The 14,549-nt window shown below is 68.9% G+C and carries 12 protein-coding genes and 1 pseudogene; 8 read left to right on the plus strand and 5 right to left on the minus strand.

The features are described from left to right. Window positions 1-47: 47 nt before the first annotated feature. Window positions 48-3,038: an excinuclease ABC subunit UvrA gene (uvrA, locus tag ADL01_RS28665; RefSeq protein ID WP_053744894.1), complete on the minus strand. Its 2,991-nt coding sequence runs from the start codon at window positions 3,036-3,038 to the stop codon at window positions 48-50. 224 nt (window positions 3,039-3,262) lie between these two features. Here uvrA and ADL01_RS28670 point away from each other — a divergent pair, with 224 nt between their 5' ends. The 3 genes from ADL01_RS28670 (at window position 3,263) to ADL01_RS28680 (ending at window position 5,259) form a co-directional block, all read left to right on the plus strand. Then, entirely contained in the window at window positions 3,263-3,949 is a 687-nt protein-coding gene (locus tag ADL01_RS28670; protein ID WP_053744895.1) for a maleylpyruvate isomerase family mycothiol-dependent enzyme, read from the plus strand. A gap of 28 nt (window positions 3,950-3,977) precedes the next feature. Next, window positions 3,978-4,628, plus strand: a complete 651-nt coding sequence (locus ADL01_RS28675) for an MBL fold metallo-hydrolase (RefSeq protein WP_053744896.1) — start codon at window positions 3,978-3,980, stop codon at window positions 4,626-4,628. Window positions 4,629-4,848: 220 nt separating this feature from the next. Next, complete coding sequence (locus ADL01_RS28680) at window positions 4,849-5,259, plus strand: hypothetical protein (RefSeq protein ID WP_159049677.1); 411 nt, start codon at window positions 4,849-4,851, stop codon at window positions 5,257-5,259. 235 nt (window positions 5,260-5,494) lie between these two features. On the opposite strand, the gene ADL01_RS28685 is transcribed toward ADL01_RS28680, so the two are convergent. Together ADL01_RS28685 and ADL01_RS28690 are read right to left on the minus strand one after the other, a co-directional pair. Continuing rightward, window positions 5,495-6,490, minus strand: a complete 996-nt coding sequence (locus ADL01_RS28685; RefSeq protein ID WP_053744898.1) for a trypsin-like serine peptidase — start codon at window positions 6,488-6,490, stop codon at window positions 5,495-5,497. A 56-nt stretch (window positions 6,491-6,546) separates the two neighbouring features. Continuing rightward, window positions 6,547-6,765 carry a hypothetical protein gene (locus ADL01_RS28690; protein WP_053744899.1) on the minus strand — a complete coding sequence of 73 codons (219 nt, stop codon included), beginning with the start codon at window positions 6,763-6,765 and terminating at the stop codon, window positions 6,547-6,549. Window positions 6,766-7,643: 878 nt separating this feature from the next. Here ADL01_RS28690 and ADL01_RS28695 point away from each other — a divergent pair. From ADL01_RS28695 to ADL01_RS28705, 3 genes are read left to right on the plus strand one after another with little or no spacing between them, the layout of a single operon-like run. Continuing rightward, on the plus strand, window positions 7,644-8,528 hold the full coding sequence (locus ADL01_RS28695) for an ABC transporter substrate-binding protein (RefSeq protein WP_053744900.1): 885 nt from the start codon (window positions 7,644-7,646) through the stop codon (window positions 8,526-8,528). Continuing rightward, window positions 8,525-9,433, plus strand: coding sequence for an amino acid ABC transporter permease (locus ADL01_RS28700; RefSeq protein ID WP_053744901.1), 909 nt, complete (start codon window positions 8,525-8,527; stop codon window positions 9,431-9,433). Before ADL01_RS28695 ends, ADL01_RS28700 begins: the two co-directional genes overlap by 4 nt. A gap of 35 nt (window positions 9,434-9,468) precedes the next feature. Then, window positions 9,469-10,197, plus strand: a complete 729-nt coding sequence (locus ADL01_RS28705) for an amino acid ABC transporter ATP-binding protein (RefSeq protein WP_199834955.1) — start codon at window positions 9,469-9,471, stop codon at window positions 10,195-10,197. Window position 10,198: 1 nt separating this feature from the next. On the opposite strand, the gene aroQ is transcribed toward ADL01_RS28705, so the two are convergent. Next, window positions 10,199-10,672: a type II 3-dehydroquinate dehydratase gene (gene aroQ / locus ADL01_RS28710; protein ID WP_053744902.1), complete on the minus strand. Its 474-nt coding sequence runs from the start codon at window positions 10,670-10,672 to the stop codon at window positions 10,199-10,201. A 102-nt stretch (window positions 10,673-10,774) separates the two neighbouring features. Between aroQ and ADL01_RS28715 the strand changes: the two genes are divergently transcribed. Both ADL01_RS28715 and ADL01_RS28720 read left to right on the plus strand, forming a co-directional pair. Beyond that, entirely contained in the window at window positions 10,775-11,821 is a 1,047-nt protein-coding gene (locus ADL01_RS28715) for a S66 family peptidase (protein ID WP_053744930.1), read from the plus strand. A 91-nt stretch (window positions 11,822-11,912) separates the two neighbouring features. Further along, window positions 11,913-13,214, plus strand: a complete 1,302-nt coding sequence (locus ADL01_RS28720) for an MFS transporter (RefSeq protein ID WP_078960809.1) — start codon at window positions 11,913-11,915, stop codon at window positions 13,212-13,214. Here the strand turns inward: ADL01_RS28720 and ADL01_RS28725 are convergent. Next, a pseudogene (locus ADL01_RS28725) lies at window positions 13,204-14,300 on the minus strand (calcium:proton antiporter). The gene ADL01_RS28720 and the pseudogene ADL01_RS28725 sit on opposite strands and share 11 nt — an antisense overlap. Window positions 14,301-14,549: the final 249 nt, after the last annotated feature.

Below are 14,549 nucleotides of genomic sequence, written 5' to 3' on the forward strand. Positions count from 1 at the left end.
CCCCGCGGGCCGCCGTGTTCGTCACGCTGTCCGGATCCGTCGACGGCTCAGGCCTTGCGGGCCCGGGTCGTCGTCTTCTTCGCCGGAGCGGCCTTCTTCGTGGCTCCAGCCGTCTTCGTCGCCGTCGACTTGGCGGCCACCGCCTTCTTGGCGGCCGTCTTGCGCGGGGCCTTCACCGCGGTGGCGTCGCTGACCCGCTCGGCGCCCAGGACCTCGCGCAGGAACTTGCCGGTGTGGCTGGCGGGGATCCCGGCGACCTCCTCGGGCGTACCCTCGGCGACGACGAGACCGCCGCCGGCGCCGCCCTCGGGGCCCATGTCGACGACCCAGTCAGCGGTCTTGATCACATCGAGGTTGTGCTCGATGACGATGACCGTGTTGCCCTTGTCGACCAGGCCGGAGAGGACCTTGAGGAGCTTGCTGATGTCCTCGAAGTGCAGACCGGTGGTCGGCTCGTCCAGGACGTACACCGTGCGGCCGGTGGAGCGCTTCTGGAGTTCGCTGGCGAGCTTCACACGCTGGGCCTCGCCACCGGACAGGGTCGTCGCGGACTGGCCGAGCCTGACGTAGCCGAGGCCGACGTCATGCAGCGTGTTGAGGTGGCGGGCGATCGCGGGGACGGCCTCGAAGAAGTGCCGGGCCTCCTCGATCGGCATGTTCAGGATGTCGGCGATGGACTTGCCCTTGTAGTGGACCTCCAGGGTCTCCCGGTTGTAGCGGGCGCCGTGGCAGACCTCGCACGGGACGTACACGTCCGGGAGGAAGTTCATCTCGATCTTGATCGTGCCGTCGCCCGCGCAGTTCTCGCAGCGTCCGCCCTTGACGTTGAAGGAGAAGCGGCCGGGCAGATAGCCCCGGACCTTCGCCTCGACCGTCTCCGCGAACAGCCTGCGCACATGGTCGAAGACACCGGTGTACGTCGCCGGGTTCGACCGCGGGGTGCGGCCGATGGGCGACTGGTCGACGTGCACGACCTTGTCGACGAGGTCGTCGCCGTCCACGCGCGTGTGCCGGCCGGGCACGCTGCGGGCGCCGTTCAGTTCGCGGGCCAGGTGCGTGTACAGGATGTCGTTGACCAGCGTCGACTTGCCGGAGCCGGACACCCCGGTGACGGCCGTGAGGACGCCGAGGGGGAACGACACGTCGATGTCCTGCAGGTTGTTCTCGCGGGCGCCGTGCACGGTGAGGCGGCGGGTCGGGTCCTGCGGGCGCCGGATGTCGGGCAGCGGGATGGCCTTCTTGCCGGACAGATACTGCCCGGTCATCGACTCGTCGTTGGCGAGCAGTTCCTTCAGGGACCCGCTGTGTACGACCTTGCCGCCGTGCTCGCCCGCACCCGGGCCGATGTCGACGATCCAGTCGGCGACCTTGATGGTGTCCTCGTCGTGCTCGACGACGATGAGCGTGTTGCCCATGTCCCGCAGCCGGACCAGGGTCTCGATCAGCCGGTGGTTGTCGCGCTGGTGCAAACCGATGGAGGGTTCGTCGAGGACGTACAGGACGCCGACCAGCCCGGAGCCGATCTGGGTGGCGAGGCGGATGCGCTGGGCCTCACCGCCGGAGAGGGTGCCGGCCGCGCGGTTCAGCGAGAGGTAGTCCAGACCGACGTCGACCAGGAACTTCAGTCGTTCGTTGACCTCCTTGAGCACCCGCTCGGCGATCTTCTTGTCGCGGGCGTCCAGCTTCAGCTTCGCCAGGAACTCCGCGCAGTCGCTGATCGACATCGCGGCGACCTCGGCGATGGACCTCTCCATGACCGTGACCGCGAGGACGATCGGCTTGAGGCGGGTCCCCTGGCAGGTGGGGCAGGGCACCTCGCGCATGTAGCCCTCGAAGCGCTCCCGGCTGGCGTCGCTCTCGGACTCGCTGTGCCGCCGCTTCACAAACGGGACGGCGCCCTCGAACGGCGTGGTGTACACACGCTCCCGGCCGTAACGGTTGCGGTAACGCACCTCGATCTGGGTCTTGTGACCGTGCAGGAGCGCCTTCCTCGCGCGCAGCGGAAGGCCCGCGAAGGGGATGTCGGTACGGAATCCCAGCGCGTCCGCGAGGGCGGTGACGAGGCGGCTGAAGTAGTCCTTGGTGTGGCCGTGCGACCAGGGGTGGATGGCGCCCTCGTCGAGGGACTTGTCCTCGTCCGGGACGATCAGCTCGGGGTCGACCTCCATGCGCGTGCCGATGCCCGAGCAGTCGGGGCAGGCACCGAAGGGCGAGTTGAAGGAGAAGGAGCGGGGCTCCAGTTCCTCGAAGGACAGGTCGTCGTACGGGCAGTACAGGTGCTCCGAGAACATGCGCTCGCGCTCTGGGTCGTCCTCGGGGAGGTCGACGAAGTCGAGCACGACCATGCCGCCGGCGAGGCCGAGGGCGGTCTCCACGGAGTCGGTGAGACGGCGCTTGGCGGTGTCCTTGACCGTGAGGCGGTCGATGACCACCTCGATGGTGTGCTTCTCCTGCTTCTTCAGCGCGGGCGGGTCGGACAACTGGATCGTCTCGCCGTCCACCCGCGCGCGGGAGTAGCCCTTGGTCTGGAGGTCCGCGAACAGGTCGACGAACTCGCCCTTGCGCTCGCGCACCAGCGGCGACAGCACCTGGAAGCGGCTCCCCTCGGGCAGCTCCAGGACCTTGTCGACGATGGCTTGCGGCGACTGACGCGAGATGGGGCGACGGCACTCGGGACAGTGGGGCTTGCCGATGCGCGCGAAGAGCAGACGCAGGTAGTCGTAGACCTCGGTGATGGTGCCGACCGTCGAGCGCGGGTTGCGCGAGGTCGACTTCTGGTCGATCGAGACGGCCGGCGAGAGGCCCTCGATGAAGTCGACGTCCGGCTTGTCCATCTGGCCGAGGAACTGGCGGGCGTACGACGAGAGCGACTCGACGTAGCGGCGCTGGCCCTCGGCGAAGATCGTGTCGAAGGCCAGGGAGGACTTGCCCGACCCGGACAGGCCCGTGAAGACGATGAGCGAGTCGCGCGGGAGGTCGAGCGAGACATTCTTGAGATTGTGCTCGCGCGCGCCACGGACGATGAGACGGTCGGCCACGCCGGTCCGCACCTTTCTTGAGAGAAGTGACAGGGGCGGGGCCCCCGTGCTTTCTCAGACTAGGGGGAGCCACTGACAACGCCGGTTCGGATTCCTGGGGCGGTAACAATCCCCGGCCATCCAGCATGCCCGACGCCACGCTCGACCATATAGCACGCACATTCGATTTGCGGGCCTGGTCCGCCGCCTTCACCCGAACGTGTGGCGGGGCTATCGTCGGAACCATGGCCGATCATGTGCGCGACCTGGCATCTGTACGCGACGCGACGGAACGGCTGCTCACCGCAGCCGGGAAATTGAACAACGATTCGGTGGCCGAGCCGTCACGGCTGCCGGGCTGGACCCGCGGCCACGTCCTCGCCCACCTCGCCCGTAACGCGGACGCCCTCGTGAACGTCCTGGCCGGGCGCCCCATGTACGCCTCCGCCGAGGCCCGGGACGCCGACATCGACCGGGACGCCCCGCGCCCCCTCGACGTACAGCTCCTGGACGTGCGCGAGAGCGCCACCCGCTTCCAGGAGACGGGGGCCGCGCCCGCGGACTGGTCACGCACGGTGGAACTGCGCAACGGGGTCACCGACACCGCCTCCGGGGTGCCGCTGCGCCGCTGGGCCGAGGTCGAGCTGCACCACGTGGACCTGGGCATCGGGTACGAGCTCGAAGATCTCCCGGCGGAGTTCACGGAGCGCGAGATCACGTTCCTGACCGACCGGTTCACCGGCCACCCCGACGTGGCCCACACCGTGGTCACGGACGGCACGCGCGCGTGGAGCACGGGAAGCGAGTCCGCCGGGCCCGGGATCACGGTCACCGGGTCGGCGCCCGAGCTGCTGGGGTGGCTCTGCGGCCGACGCGACGGAGCGGGACTCGACGTGCGGGGAGGAGCCCTGCCCCCACTGCCCCCGCTCTAGGTCAGTGCGTCGCTATAGGCTGAACGCCATGACGTACAGCGGAGCGGTGAAGGTCGGCGGCCCTGCCGATGTGCACGAGTTGCAGGATCTGATGATCACCAAGGTCGCGGTGGGCCCGATGAACAACAACGCCTACCTGCTGCGCTGCCGGGCCACGGACGAGCAGCTGCTGATCGATGCGGCGAACGACGCCCAGACGTTGATCACACTCATCGGTGACGACGGCATCGCGTCGGTCGTCACCACGCATCAGCACGGAGACCACTGGCAGGCGCTCGCCGAGGTCGTGGCCGCCACCGGCGCACGTACGTACGCGGGCCGGGACGACGCCGAGGGCATCCCCGTACCGACCGATGTGCCCGTCGACGACGGAGACACGATCCGCGTGGGGCGCGTGGAACTCACCGCGCGCCATCTGGTCGGACACACGCCGGGCTCGATCGCGCTCGTCTACGACGACCCGCACGGGCACCCGCACGTGTTCACCGGAGACTGTCTCTTCCCCGGCGGTCCCGGCCGGACAACACGGCCCGATGACTTCCAGAGCCTGATGAGCGGGCTAGAGGAGAAGGTGTTCAGCCTGCCAGATGAGGCCTGGATCTACCCCGGGCACGGCAACGACAGCACCCTCGGGGCGGAGCGCCCGCACATTCAGGAGTGGTGGGCTCGGGGCTGGTAGTCGCGGGTAATGAGGACTCAGATCATCACGGCCGAGGTAGGTGTCGTTGGAACTGGCCTCGGCGCCTCCCTCACGCTGATAAGTACGACCTGGCAAGCGCGAACAGCGCGCGCAGCAAGCCCCAGGAACTGGATCAGTCGAGGGAACAGGCACGCAGCAGTTGTACGTCGATCACGTGGGCAGGCGCTCAGAGAACCGTCGAGCGACGTACATCGCCTTCATGCAGGCGGTGTCGATACTGGTCCAGGCGACGCGAGACGACAGAATTGACGGCGCTCGATTGACCGGCCAAATCGTCCAGTACTTTACGGAGATGGCCGAAGCCGCTGGCGAGATCGACACGGCCCGCAACACGGTGATGATTGACGGGCCGCAGGCAGTCGCTGGCCAGGCCCCGGAGCTGTGCCGCATCCCGTACAGACTTGCGAGCGCCATGTCGGCAATCTACGACGAGTCCTTGGACGACGATGGCAGGCAGCAGGCGCTGCAGGCAGCCCTCGACATTCGTGTCAATCTCGTCCGGGAGCTGACACGGTTCTCCGTGATGGCGTCTGCGGCATGGAATATGGACGGGGTCGGCAATCATCTCGACAGCTTCCAGACGCCCGGCGCTGCACCCTCCGCTACATAGGTCAGGTCAGACGCGTAGAGCCCGAGCGGCACATACTCGGGGATCTGTTCGAGGTGATCTCGTACTTTGACCGGCATGCTTCGCCGGGTTGGTGGTTCGGCGGTTGGATGTGCGGTGACGCCGGATCATGCTTGAGGACGAGCCGGCGGACAGGCTCAAGCGCTGGGTCACCGGATCCGGAACCAACAAAGCGGTTCGGGCGGTGGACTCACCACCCCCACGGGTCACGAGACGGCTATACCGCGTACGACCGAATCCGGCGCGGGAGACCATTCGCGTCACCGTCACCCAGACCGTCACCGCCACGCCCGGCACCAAAGCCGCTCCCGACGCTAGCGACAGCGTCCTCAAGATGGGCGATAAGAAGACCGTCGACGAGGACTGCTGCGTGCTGAGGGCGAACGGCTAGCCGAGTTGGTCGCTGACCTGCCCTACTACGGCCCGTGCACCTGTAGATCCAGGGGCCACCGCTGCTGCCGTGTTCCATCTGGTCGTTGGTGAGACCCACCGTCCCCGGTACCGAACTGGCGGTGAACGTACCGACCGCCTCGTCCATCGTGTTGCCGTCGAACGGGGGCGCGGGCGTTGCCGGATATCCGACGGCGTCCCACACCCGGCCTGCGGTCGAAACGTTCCAGAGCAGGCCGAGCCAGCCCACCGTATTGCCGGGTGCGCTGTCGAACCACACCATCCCGTAGTCGAACGCACGGTTGCCGTTCTGGGTCCAGGCCGTCCATGCGGCGACGTGCGAATAGGTGAAGTGGTACGCCGGGTCGGACGCCGCGCGTTTGGGGTACGACGGGAAGAAGGCGACGTTGGTCGACCAGCCGCCGTTGTAGACGCAGTGCCCGGCCGTCAGCAGCACGTTCGGAGCTACCATCGCGGCCGAACCCGCGAAGCCGCTGCCGTTCTGCGTGAAGAACAGCTTCCCGCACGTGGTGTACGGGTAAACGAGCGGATTCAGCACCGGAGAGGCATCGGACTCCGCCTGCTCTCCGGTTGTTTCCTTCTGTTCTTTGGGAGGAGGATTGGGCGGCAGGTGGCCGGTGGGGCCGCGCTCGGCGGGCTCGGCCTCTTCGGCGACGGGTTGTTCGCCGGGCGGGCGTTCGGCCGGGAGCGGGACCGGCTTCGCGGCACGCCGGCGCTCTTCGGTCCAGTGCTCTTCCTCCAAGTCGCCGACGCTGGCAGGACGACCCGATCCGACGACGCGGTTCTCGTGACGCTCGGTCATGGTTGTTTCTCCTCACGGCTGTGCAGACCATGCGCACTGCCGGGGCAGCCAGGCGGTCAGGAGCCGAACTGGCCCGTCTGGACGTCCTCGGCGTTCACCAGGACCCAGAAATCGGAGGCGAGGCCCTGGAGTGCGTACTTGTAGGGCAGATAGCCGTATCCGGCGTAGCCCCACGTGGTTCCCCAGGAGTTACGGATGATGAGGGAGCTAGTCGCGGTCGTGCCGTCGACCGGGTTGGCCACCGTGCGGTCGTGCAAAGTGGCGCGGTGGTTCATGCGGCCGCGAGGGCACCGGTCCCGAGGAGGGGGCCCTGAACAGCACGACAGGCTGTGTTCGCTGTGCGTCCCAGCCTTTCTTCCAGTACGCGACACTGTGCGCGGGCTGTCAAACGCAAGGGACGGCCGGACCTCCGGAGGCATTGTGGGTGTCCTTCGAGGTCCGGGCGGTCGAGGCGGTCAGTTCCGGTGGCCGTTGCGGACCCGCTGGGCGGGGGTCGGCTGCCGACCCGCCTCGTGACGACGGCGAGCTCCAATTCGGCCTCGCCGGCCAGCGGCTGTCCCCGGGCCGACTACCTGCTCGGGCCTCCGGCGGCTGGGCTGAGAGGACGTTTCGTCCGGTTGCTCAGAGGGTGTCTCACGTGGTGCTTCGGTGGAACGGCATGATGCTGCACCGTGAGGGTTGACCTGTCGCGTCGGCAGGTTCCGGACGGACTGTGGGAGTTGACAGCTCCGCTGTTGCCGAGGTTCACATCCCCGGTCTATCCGGGACACGGCGACGACACCACCCTGGCGCGGAGCGGCCCCATCTGCCGGAGTGGCACGCACGAGGCTGGTGAGTCCGCCGGCGGGGGCCGCGCGCACGCGGTGGTGAACTCCATTGACGGGGCGCGCAGTTGACGACTGCACGCCCCGTGTGAAACGAACACACGCGCTGGTTGCGCGCACGCGCTCCCGGCGTACGCCCCGGCGTAGTCCAATGAAAGGCAGCCCCGCACAGGATGACGGCTCCTGGGCGGCACGGGCCGCCGACCTGCCGATCCCCGCCCTGGGTCGGCGGCCCCGGCGTTCACAGACATGAAACACACGTTCCCACTATGCGGACAATCCTGCCTGTGACCTGGACAAATAGCGCTTCTCGCTGCCACTCTCCCGCCATGTACCTTGCCCCTCACGCGCTGCGCCGCATCGTCTCCGCCGCCACTGTCGCCCTGCTCGCCACCGCTGTCGGCTGTGCCCCGCAGCCGGAGGAGAAGAGCGCCGCCAAACCCGCCGGGACGGCCGGAGCCACCTGCGCCAAGGGCAAGTTGGCCACCCAGACCTCGGGCAAGCTGACCATCGCCACCGACGAGCCCGCGTACGAGCCGTGGTTCAAGGACGACAAGCCCGCCAACGGCGAGGGCTTCGAGTCGGCGGTCGCGTACGCCGTGGCGAAGCAGCTCGGCTACGACAAGGCGAACGTCGTCTGGCAGAGCGTGCCCTTCAACAAGGCGTTCGCGCCCGGCGAGAAGACGTTCGACTTCGACGTCAACCAGGTGTCGATCAGTGCCGAGCGCAAGAAGGCCGTGGACTTCTCGTCCGGCTACTACGACGTGCGCCAGGCCGTCATCGCGCTGAAGAACTCCAAGGCCTCGAAAGCGACCGGCATCGCGGACCTCAAGGGCCTCAAGCTGGGCGCCCAGGTCGGCACCACGAGCCTCAACTACATCGACGACGTGGTGAAGCCGACCCACGAGCCGGCCGCGTACGCCAAGAACGACCAGGCCAAGTCCGCACTGCAGAACGGCCAGGTCGACGCCATCGTCGTCGACCTGCCGACCGCCTTCTACATCACCGCCGCCGAGGTGACCGACGCGAAGATCGTCGGGCAGTTCGAGAACCAGGGCGGTACGCCGGAGCAGTTCGGGCTCGTGCTCGACAAGGGCAGCGCCCTCACCTCGTGCGTGACGACCGCGGTGGACGCCCTGCGCAAGGACGGCACGCTCGCCTCCCTCGAGAAGCAGTGGCTGTCGGACGCCGTCGACGCTCCGGTGCTCAAGTGACCGTAGTGAAGGAGGAGTCCGGGCAGGAGGACCCGGCAGGCCTGCCGGACCGCAGCGACGGTTACGTCCCCTCGAAGCGTCGGATCGACCGTGAACGGTACAAGCGCACCCGCGCGCGCCGCGCCACGTCGATCGCCGCGCTGTCCACCCTGGTCACCGGGGTGGTCCTCTATCTGGTCGTCGTGAACGCGCCGGGCTGGCCGCGCACCAAGGAGACGTTCTTCAACGGGCGGTACGCGCGCGAGGCGTTCCCCAAGGTCCTCGAAGGGCTGTGGCTCAACGTACGGCTGCTGCTGATCTGCGGTGTCGCGGTGCTCGTCCTGGGCATGCTGATCGCCATCGCGCGCACGCTGCGCGGCCCGGTGTTCTTCCCGCTGCGCGCGCTGGCCGCCGCGTACACGGACTTCTTCCGCGGTCTCCCGCTGATCATCAACCTGATGATCGTCGTCCTGGGTGTCCCGGCGCTGCGGCTCCAGGGCATCACCGTGGACCCGGTGCTCCTCGGCGGTACGGCGCTGACGCTGACGTATTCGGCGTACGTCGCCGAGGTGTTCCGGGCCGGCATCGAGTCCGTGCACCCGTCGCAGCGGGCGGCGGCGCGCTCGCTGGGGCTGACCAACCGGCAGGCGCTGCGGTACGTCGTGCTGCCCCAGGCCGTACGGCGCCAGGTTCCGCCGCTGCTGAACGACCTGGTGTCGCTGCAGAAGGACACCGGGCTCGTCTCGATCGGCGGCGCGGTAGACGCCGTACGCGCGGCCGACATCATCGTGGGCCGCAGCCTCAACTACACGCCGTACATCGTCGCAGGACTGATCTTCGTCGCGCTGACCATCCCGATGACGCGCTTCACGGACTGGGTGACCGCCCGGATGGACCGACAGCGGGCACAGGGAGGAACACTGTGAGCGGCATTCCCGACAGCTCCTCCCCCGTCCTCCGTATGGAGGCCGTGCGCAAGACCTTCGGTGACACGGTCGTCCTGCGGGACGTCGATCTGGAGGTCGCCCCGCACACGGTGACCGCTCTGATCGGCGCGTCCGGCTCGGGCAAGTCGACGCTCCTGCGGTGCGCGAACCTGCTGGAGGAGATCGACGACGGCGCGATCTGGCTGGACGGCGAGGAGATCACCGACCCGCGGACCGACCAGGACGCCGTGCGCCGCCGGATCGGCGTGGTCTTCCAGGCATACAACCTCTTCCCGCACATGACCGTGCTGGAGAACATCACCCTCGCCCCGCGCCGGGTGCACGGAGTGGACCGCGCCGAGGCGGAGCGGTACGGCCGTGAGCTGCTGGAGCGGCTCGGGCTCGGCGCGAAGGCGGGCGAGTACCCGGACCGGCTGAGCGGCGGCCAGCAGCAGCGCGCGGCGATCGTCCGCGCCCTCGCCGTACGCCCCCGGCTGCTGCTCCTCGACGAGATCACCGCGGCCCTCGACCCGGAGCTCGTGGGCGAGGTGCTCGCCGTCGTCCGGGATCTGAAGGGCGACGGCATGACCATGGTCCTGGCCACCCACGAGATGGGCTTCGCCCGCGATGTCGCGGACCAGGTCTGCTTCCTGGAGGGCGGCGTAGTCCTGGAACGGGGCACGGCCGAGCAGGTGTTCGGTGATCCGCGACAGGAGCGCACCCGGCAGTTCCTGCGGCGGATCGTGGAGGCGGGGCGGCTGTAGGTCACGCCCCCACGGTCGCCGCCCTGACCAGCGCGGCGACCCGCTCCACCCCGAACACGTATCCCTGCACCCCGCACCCCGCGATGACGCCGTCGGCGCGCAGTGAGACGTACGAGTGGTGCCGGAACGTCTCACGCTGGTGGACGTTGGAGATGTGCACCTCCAGCACCGGCATGCCGTCGCAGGTGTTGAGCGCGTCCAGGATCGCGACGGACGTGTGTGAGTAGGCGCCCGGGTTGATGACGATGCCGACGTGGTGCAGGCGTGCCTCGTGGATCCAGTCGACCAGCTCACCCTCGTGGTTGGACTGGCGGAAGTCGACCGTGCCGCCGTGCCCGGCCGCCGCCTTGGCGCACAGGGCCTCGACGTCGGCGAGGGTGTCGGAGCCGTAGATCTCGGGCTGGCGCTGGCCCAGGAGATTCAGGTTGGGCCCGTTGAGAATCATGATCGGGGCGTTGGCGAGAGTGCGGGGCACGGTTCCTCCGGTCCGTTCGGGGATGGCGGCCCGTCCAGGACCGCTGCTCAGCCCCGGTTTATCACGGTGCACCGACAGCGCGACGGCCCGTACGCTCCCGGCATGACCCCCCCCGCCTATCCCCCCAAGCCCTCCCCCGGCGACCGCATAGCCGTCATCTCGCCGGGCGCCGGACTGCCCGGTCTCTTCCCGCGCCCTCACGAACTGGGACTGGAGCGGCTGCGCAAGGAGTTCGAGCTCGAACCGGTCGAATATCCGGCGACCCGGAAGATGGGCTCGACTCCCCAGGAGCGCGCCGACGACATCCACGCCGCGTTCGCCGACCCGGACATCAAGGCGGTCATCGCGACGATCGGCGGCGACGACCAGATCACCGTGCTGCCCTTTCTGGACCGCGAGTTGATCCGGGCGAACCCGAAGCCGTTCTTCGGGATGAGCGACAACACGAACCTGCTGGCGTACCTGTACAACACCGGGATCGTCGGCTACCACGGCGCGACCGTGATGGCGGCGCTCGGACGTCCCGTGGCCATGGACCCGCTGACCGCCGAGTCTCTGCGGGCCGCCCTGTTCACCTCGGGTGAGTACGAACTGGGGCCCGCGGAGCGCTGGAACGACGTCAACCGCGACTGGGCCGACCCTGCGACGTTCGACGCCGAACCGGCAACCCGTCCCGGCAACGGCTGGACGTGGCTGAACGCCGAACGCGTGGTGGAGGGCCGCAGTTGGGGCGGCTGTCTGGAGATCCTCGGCTGGCTGCTGATGGCCGACCGCGAGATCTCCCACGATCTGACGGTGTACGACGGCGGAGTGCTGCTGCTGGAGACCTCGGAGGAGATGCCGAGCGGCGAGGAGGTCTTCCGCACGTTGCGCAACATGGGCGAGCGCGGACTGCTCCAGCGTTTCTCGGCGCTGCTGATGGCACGCCCGAAGAGCTGGTCCTTCGAACGCCCCAACACCACGGACGAGGCCGACCGTTACGCCGCCGAGCAGCGGGAGGCGGTCCTGCGCGCGCTGAGCGCCTACGCTCCCGGCCTGATGACCGTCTTCGACGTGGACTTCGGACACACGGATCCTCAACTCGTCCTCCCTTATGGAGGGTCGATACGGGTGGACGGCCCCGACCGGCGCATCATCGTGACGTACTGATCCCGGTCGCCTCCCGCACGCCCCGTAACGTGCGATCACCGTGGGTAGTTGACCCGGCATGCACGACGTACGCATGGTGAGCGCGCCTTCGATGGTGCGGCTGGCCGCCGCCTCGCTCGCGGGGACGGCCATCGAGTTCTACGACTTCTTCGTCTACGGCACCGCTGCCGCACTGGTTCTTGGGCCACTCTTCTTCCCTACGTTCTCGCCGCTGGCCGGGACACTTGCCGCCTTCGCGACGTTCGGCGTGGGGTTCGTCGCCAGGCCCCTGGGGTCGGTGCTGTTCGGGCACATCGGAGACCGGCGGGGGCGGCGGCCGGTCCTGGTCGCCTCGCTACTGCTGACCGGGGCGTCGACGGTCGCGGCCGGCTGCGTACCGACGTACGAGTCGATCGGTACCGCGGCTCCCCTGCTCCTCCTGGTGCTGCGTTTTCTCCAGGGGCTCGGTCTCGGCGGGGAGTGGGGCGGGGCGGTCCTACTGACCGCTGAGCACGCTCCCGCCGAACGGCGTGCCCTGTGGTCGAGCTTCCCGCAGATCGGCCCCGCGGTGGGCTTCGTACTGGCCAACGGGGTGATGCTGGTCCTGTCGGCGTCGCTCTCGGAGGCGCAGTTCGCCGCATGGGGGTGGCGGGCGCCGTTCTGGGCGGCCGGGATGCTCGCCGTGGCGGGGCTGTGGCTGCGTTCCTCGCTCGCGGAGAGCCCGAGTTTCCTGGAGATCGACGACCACGCGCGCGTGCCGCTCGCCGAAGTGGTGCGCGACCACTGGCGGCTGGTCCTGCTGACGGCGGGCGCGCTCGCGGTCGGCTACGCGGTGTTCTACGCCGTGACGACCTGGTCCCTCGCCTACGGGACGGAACGGCTCGGAGTCAGCCGCACCGTCATGCTGGCCTGCATCATGGCCGCGGTGGTGGTCATGGGCGCTCTGACGCCGGTGGTGGCTCTCCTGGGGGACCGTTACGGCCGTAGGCCACTGTGCCTCACGGGGTGTGCCGCCGCTGCCGTGTGGATGTGCCCGATGGTCGCGCTGCTGTCGACCGGCGAACCACTGCTGATGTTCCTCGGCTTCCTGGTGGCGATGATCGCGTTCGCCACGATGTTCGCGGTGATCGCCGCGTATTTGCCGGAGCTGTACGAGCCCCGCGTACGCTGCACGGGCGCCGCGGTCGGCTACAACCTCGGCGGGGTTCTCGGCGGAGCGCTCACCCCGATCGTGGCGACGGCACTCGCCGAGCACGAGGGCCGGGTTCCATGGGGCGTGGGCGCCTATCTGACGGGGATCGCGTTGTTCAGCCTGGCGTGCTTCGCGTTGCTGCCGGAGACCCGGACCGGTCCCCCGCCTCGCCGCCCTACCGGCCACAGAGTGACGGGTCCGCGCGCAGTGATCAGGGGTTGACGGCCAGCTCCAGGTAGGCCGCGAACAGCACCAGGTGTACGCCGCCCTGGAGCGGCGTGGCTCTTCCGGGCACCACCGTCAGCGAGCCCACGACCACCGTCAGGGCGAGCAACACCATGTGGCTGGCGCCGAGGCCGAGGACCAGTGGCCCGGAGAGCCAGACGGAGGCCAGGGCCGCGGCGGGGATGGTCAGGCCGATGCTGGCCATCGCGGACCCGAGGGCGAGGTTCAGGCTGTTTCTGCACCCGGTCACGGCGCGCGGAGCGCAGCGCGGCGATGGTCTCGGGGAGCAGCACGAGCAGGGCGATGATCACGCCGACGACGCCATGCGGCAGGCCGGCCGCCTCCACCCCGGACTCGATGGTGGGCGACACTCCCTTCGCGAGGCCGACCACGCCGATCAGTGCCAGGCCCAGCAGTCCCAGGCTGACCCCGGCGTGGCGGCCGGGGAGCTCCGCGTGGCCGTCCGCCGCGATGACCTTGCCCCGTCTGGTGACCGGCAGGGAGTAGTCACGGTGCCGCCCGGTCTGGGTGGCCACGAACAGGCCGTACAGGACCAGCGAGGCGAGCGCGGCGAAGGTGAGCTGGACGGTGGAGAAATCGGGACGGCTTGCTCGTGGTGAACGTCGGCAGCACCAGGCTGAGGGTGGCCAGCGTCGCGACCGTGGCGAGGGCCGCGCCGGTGCCCTCCGGGTTGAAGACCGCGGTCCCGTGACGGATCGAGGCGGTGAGGAGACTCAGTCCGACGATGCCGTTGCAGGTGATCATCACAGCCGCGAACACGGTGTCCGTCGCCAGGGTGGCACTCTTGGCCCCGCCATCGGCCATCAGCGTGACGATCAGGGCGACCTCGATGATCGTGACGGCGACGGCCAGCACCAGGGATCCGAAGGGTTCACCGACCCGGTGGGCGATCACCTCGGCGTGATGCACGGCGGCCAATACGGCTCCGGCGAGGATCAGCGTCACCAGCGCGACGACCGCTCCGGCAAGGTCGCGCCCCCAGGTGAACCCGAGCAGAACGACCGCGGCCACCGGCACGACGGCCGTCCACCGCGTCGCGAGCGACCGCAACCGGACGATGATTCAGCGATCGTCACAGACGGACACAGGCCACGCACCCGCACACAGCCCCTCACACACCGCCCCGCTCGCACCCTTCACGCTCACCTCACAGTCGATCCTGCCCACGGACCCCCAGACCCGGCCCGCGCTCCAACCTGGCGCCCCGAACGGGACGCACCGCCCCGAGCCCTCGCACCGGCCTCCAACGTCACAGTCGGTGAAGGACGGCGGCCGCGTACACACGCACCCAACGAAGCACCGGGAACGGTG

It is taken from the genome of Streptomyces sp. NRRL WC-3618 (assembly GCF_001280005.1).
Taxonomy (GTDB): domain Bacteria; phylum Actinomycetota; class Actinomycetes; order Streptomycetales; family Streptomycetaceae; genus Streptomyces.

Excerpts from the sequence above, each read along its gene's own strand:
- ADL01_RS28670 (WP_053744895.1), top strand. The coding sequence starts at position 3,263 with ATGGCCGATCATGTGCGCGACCTGGCATCTGTACGCGACGCGACGGAA.
- ADL01_RS28675 (WP_053744896.1), top strand. The coding sequence starts at position 3,978 with ATGACGTACAGCGGAGCGGTGAAGGTCGGCGGCCCTGCCGATGTGCAC.
- ADL01_RS28680 (WP_159049677.1), top strand. The coding sequence starts at position 4,849 with ATGCAGGCGGTGTCGATACTGGTCCAGGCGACGCGAGACGACAGAATT.
- ADL01_RS28685 (WP_053744898.1), bottom strand. The coding sequence starts at position 6,490 with ATGACCGAGCGTCACGAGAACCGCGTCGTCGGATCGGGTCGTCCTGCC.
- ADL01_RS28690 (WP_053744899.1), bottom strand. The coding sequence starts at position 6,765 with ATGAACCACCGCGCCACTTTGCACGACCGCACGGTGGCCAACCCGGTC.
- ADL01_RS28695 (WP_053744900.1), top strand. The coding sequence starts at position 7,644 with ATGTACCTTGCCCCTCACGCGCTGCGCCGCATCGTCTCCGCCGCCACT.
- ADL01_RS28705 (WP_199834955.1), top strand. The coding sequence starts at position 9,469 with ATGGAGGCCGTGCGCAAGACCTTCGGTGACACGGTCGTCCTGCGGGAC.
- ADL01_RS28715 (WP_053744930.1), top strand. The coding sequence starts at position 10,775 with ATGACCCCCCCCGCCTATCCCCCCAAGCCCTCCCCCGGCGACCGCATA.
- ADL01_RS28720 (WP_078960809.1), top strand. The coding sequence starts at position 11,913 with ATGGTGCGGCTGGCCGCCGCCTCGCTCGCGGGGACGGCCATCGAGTTC.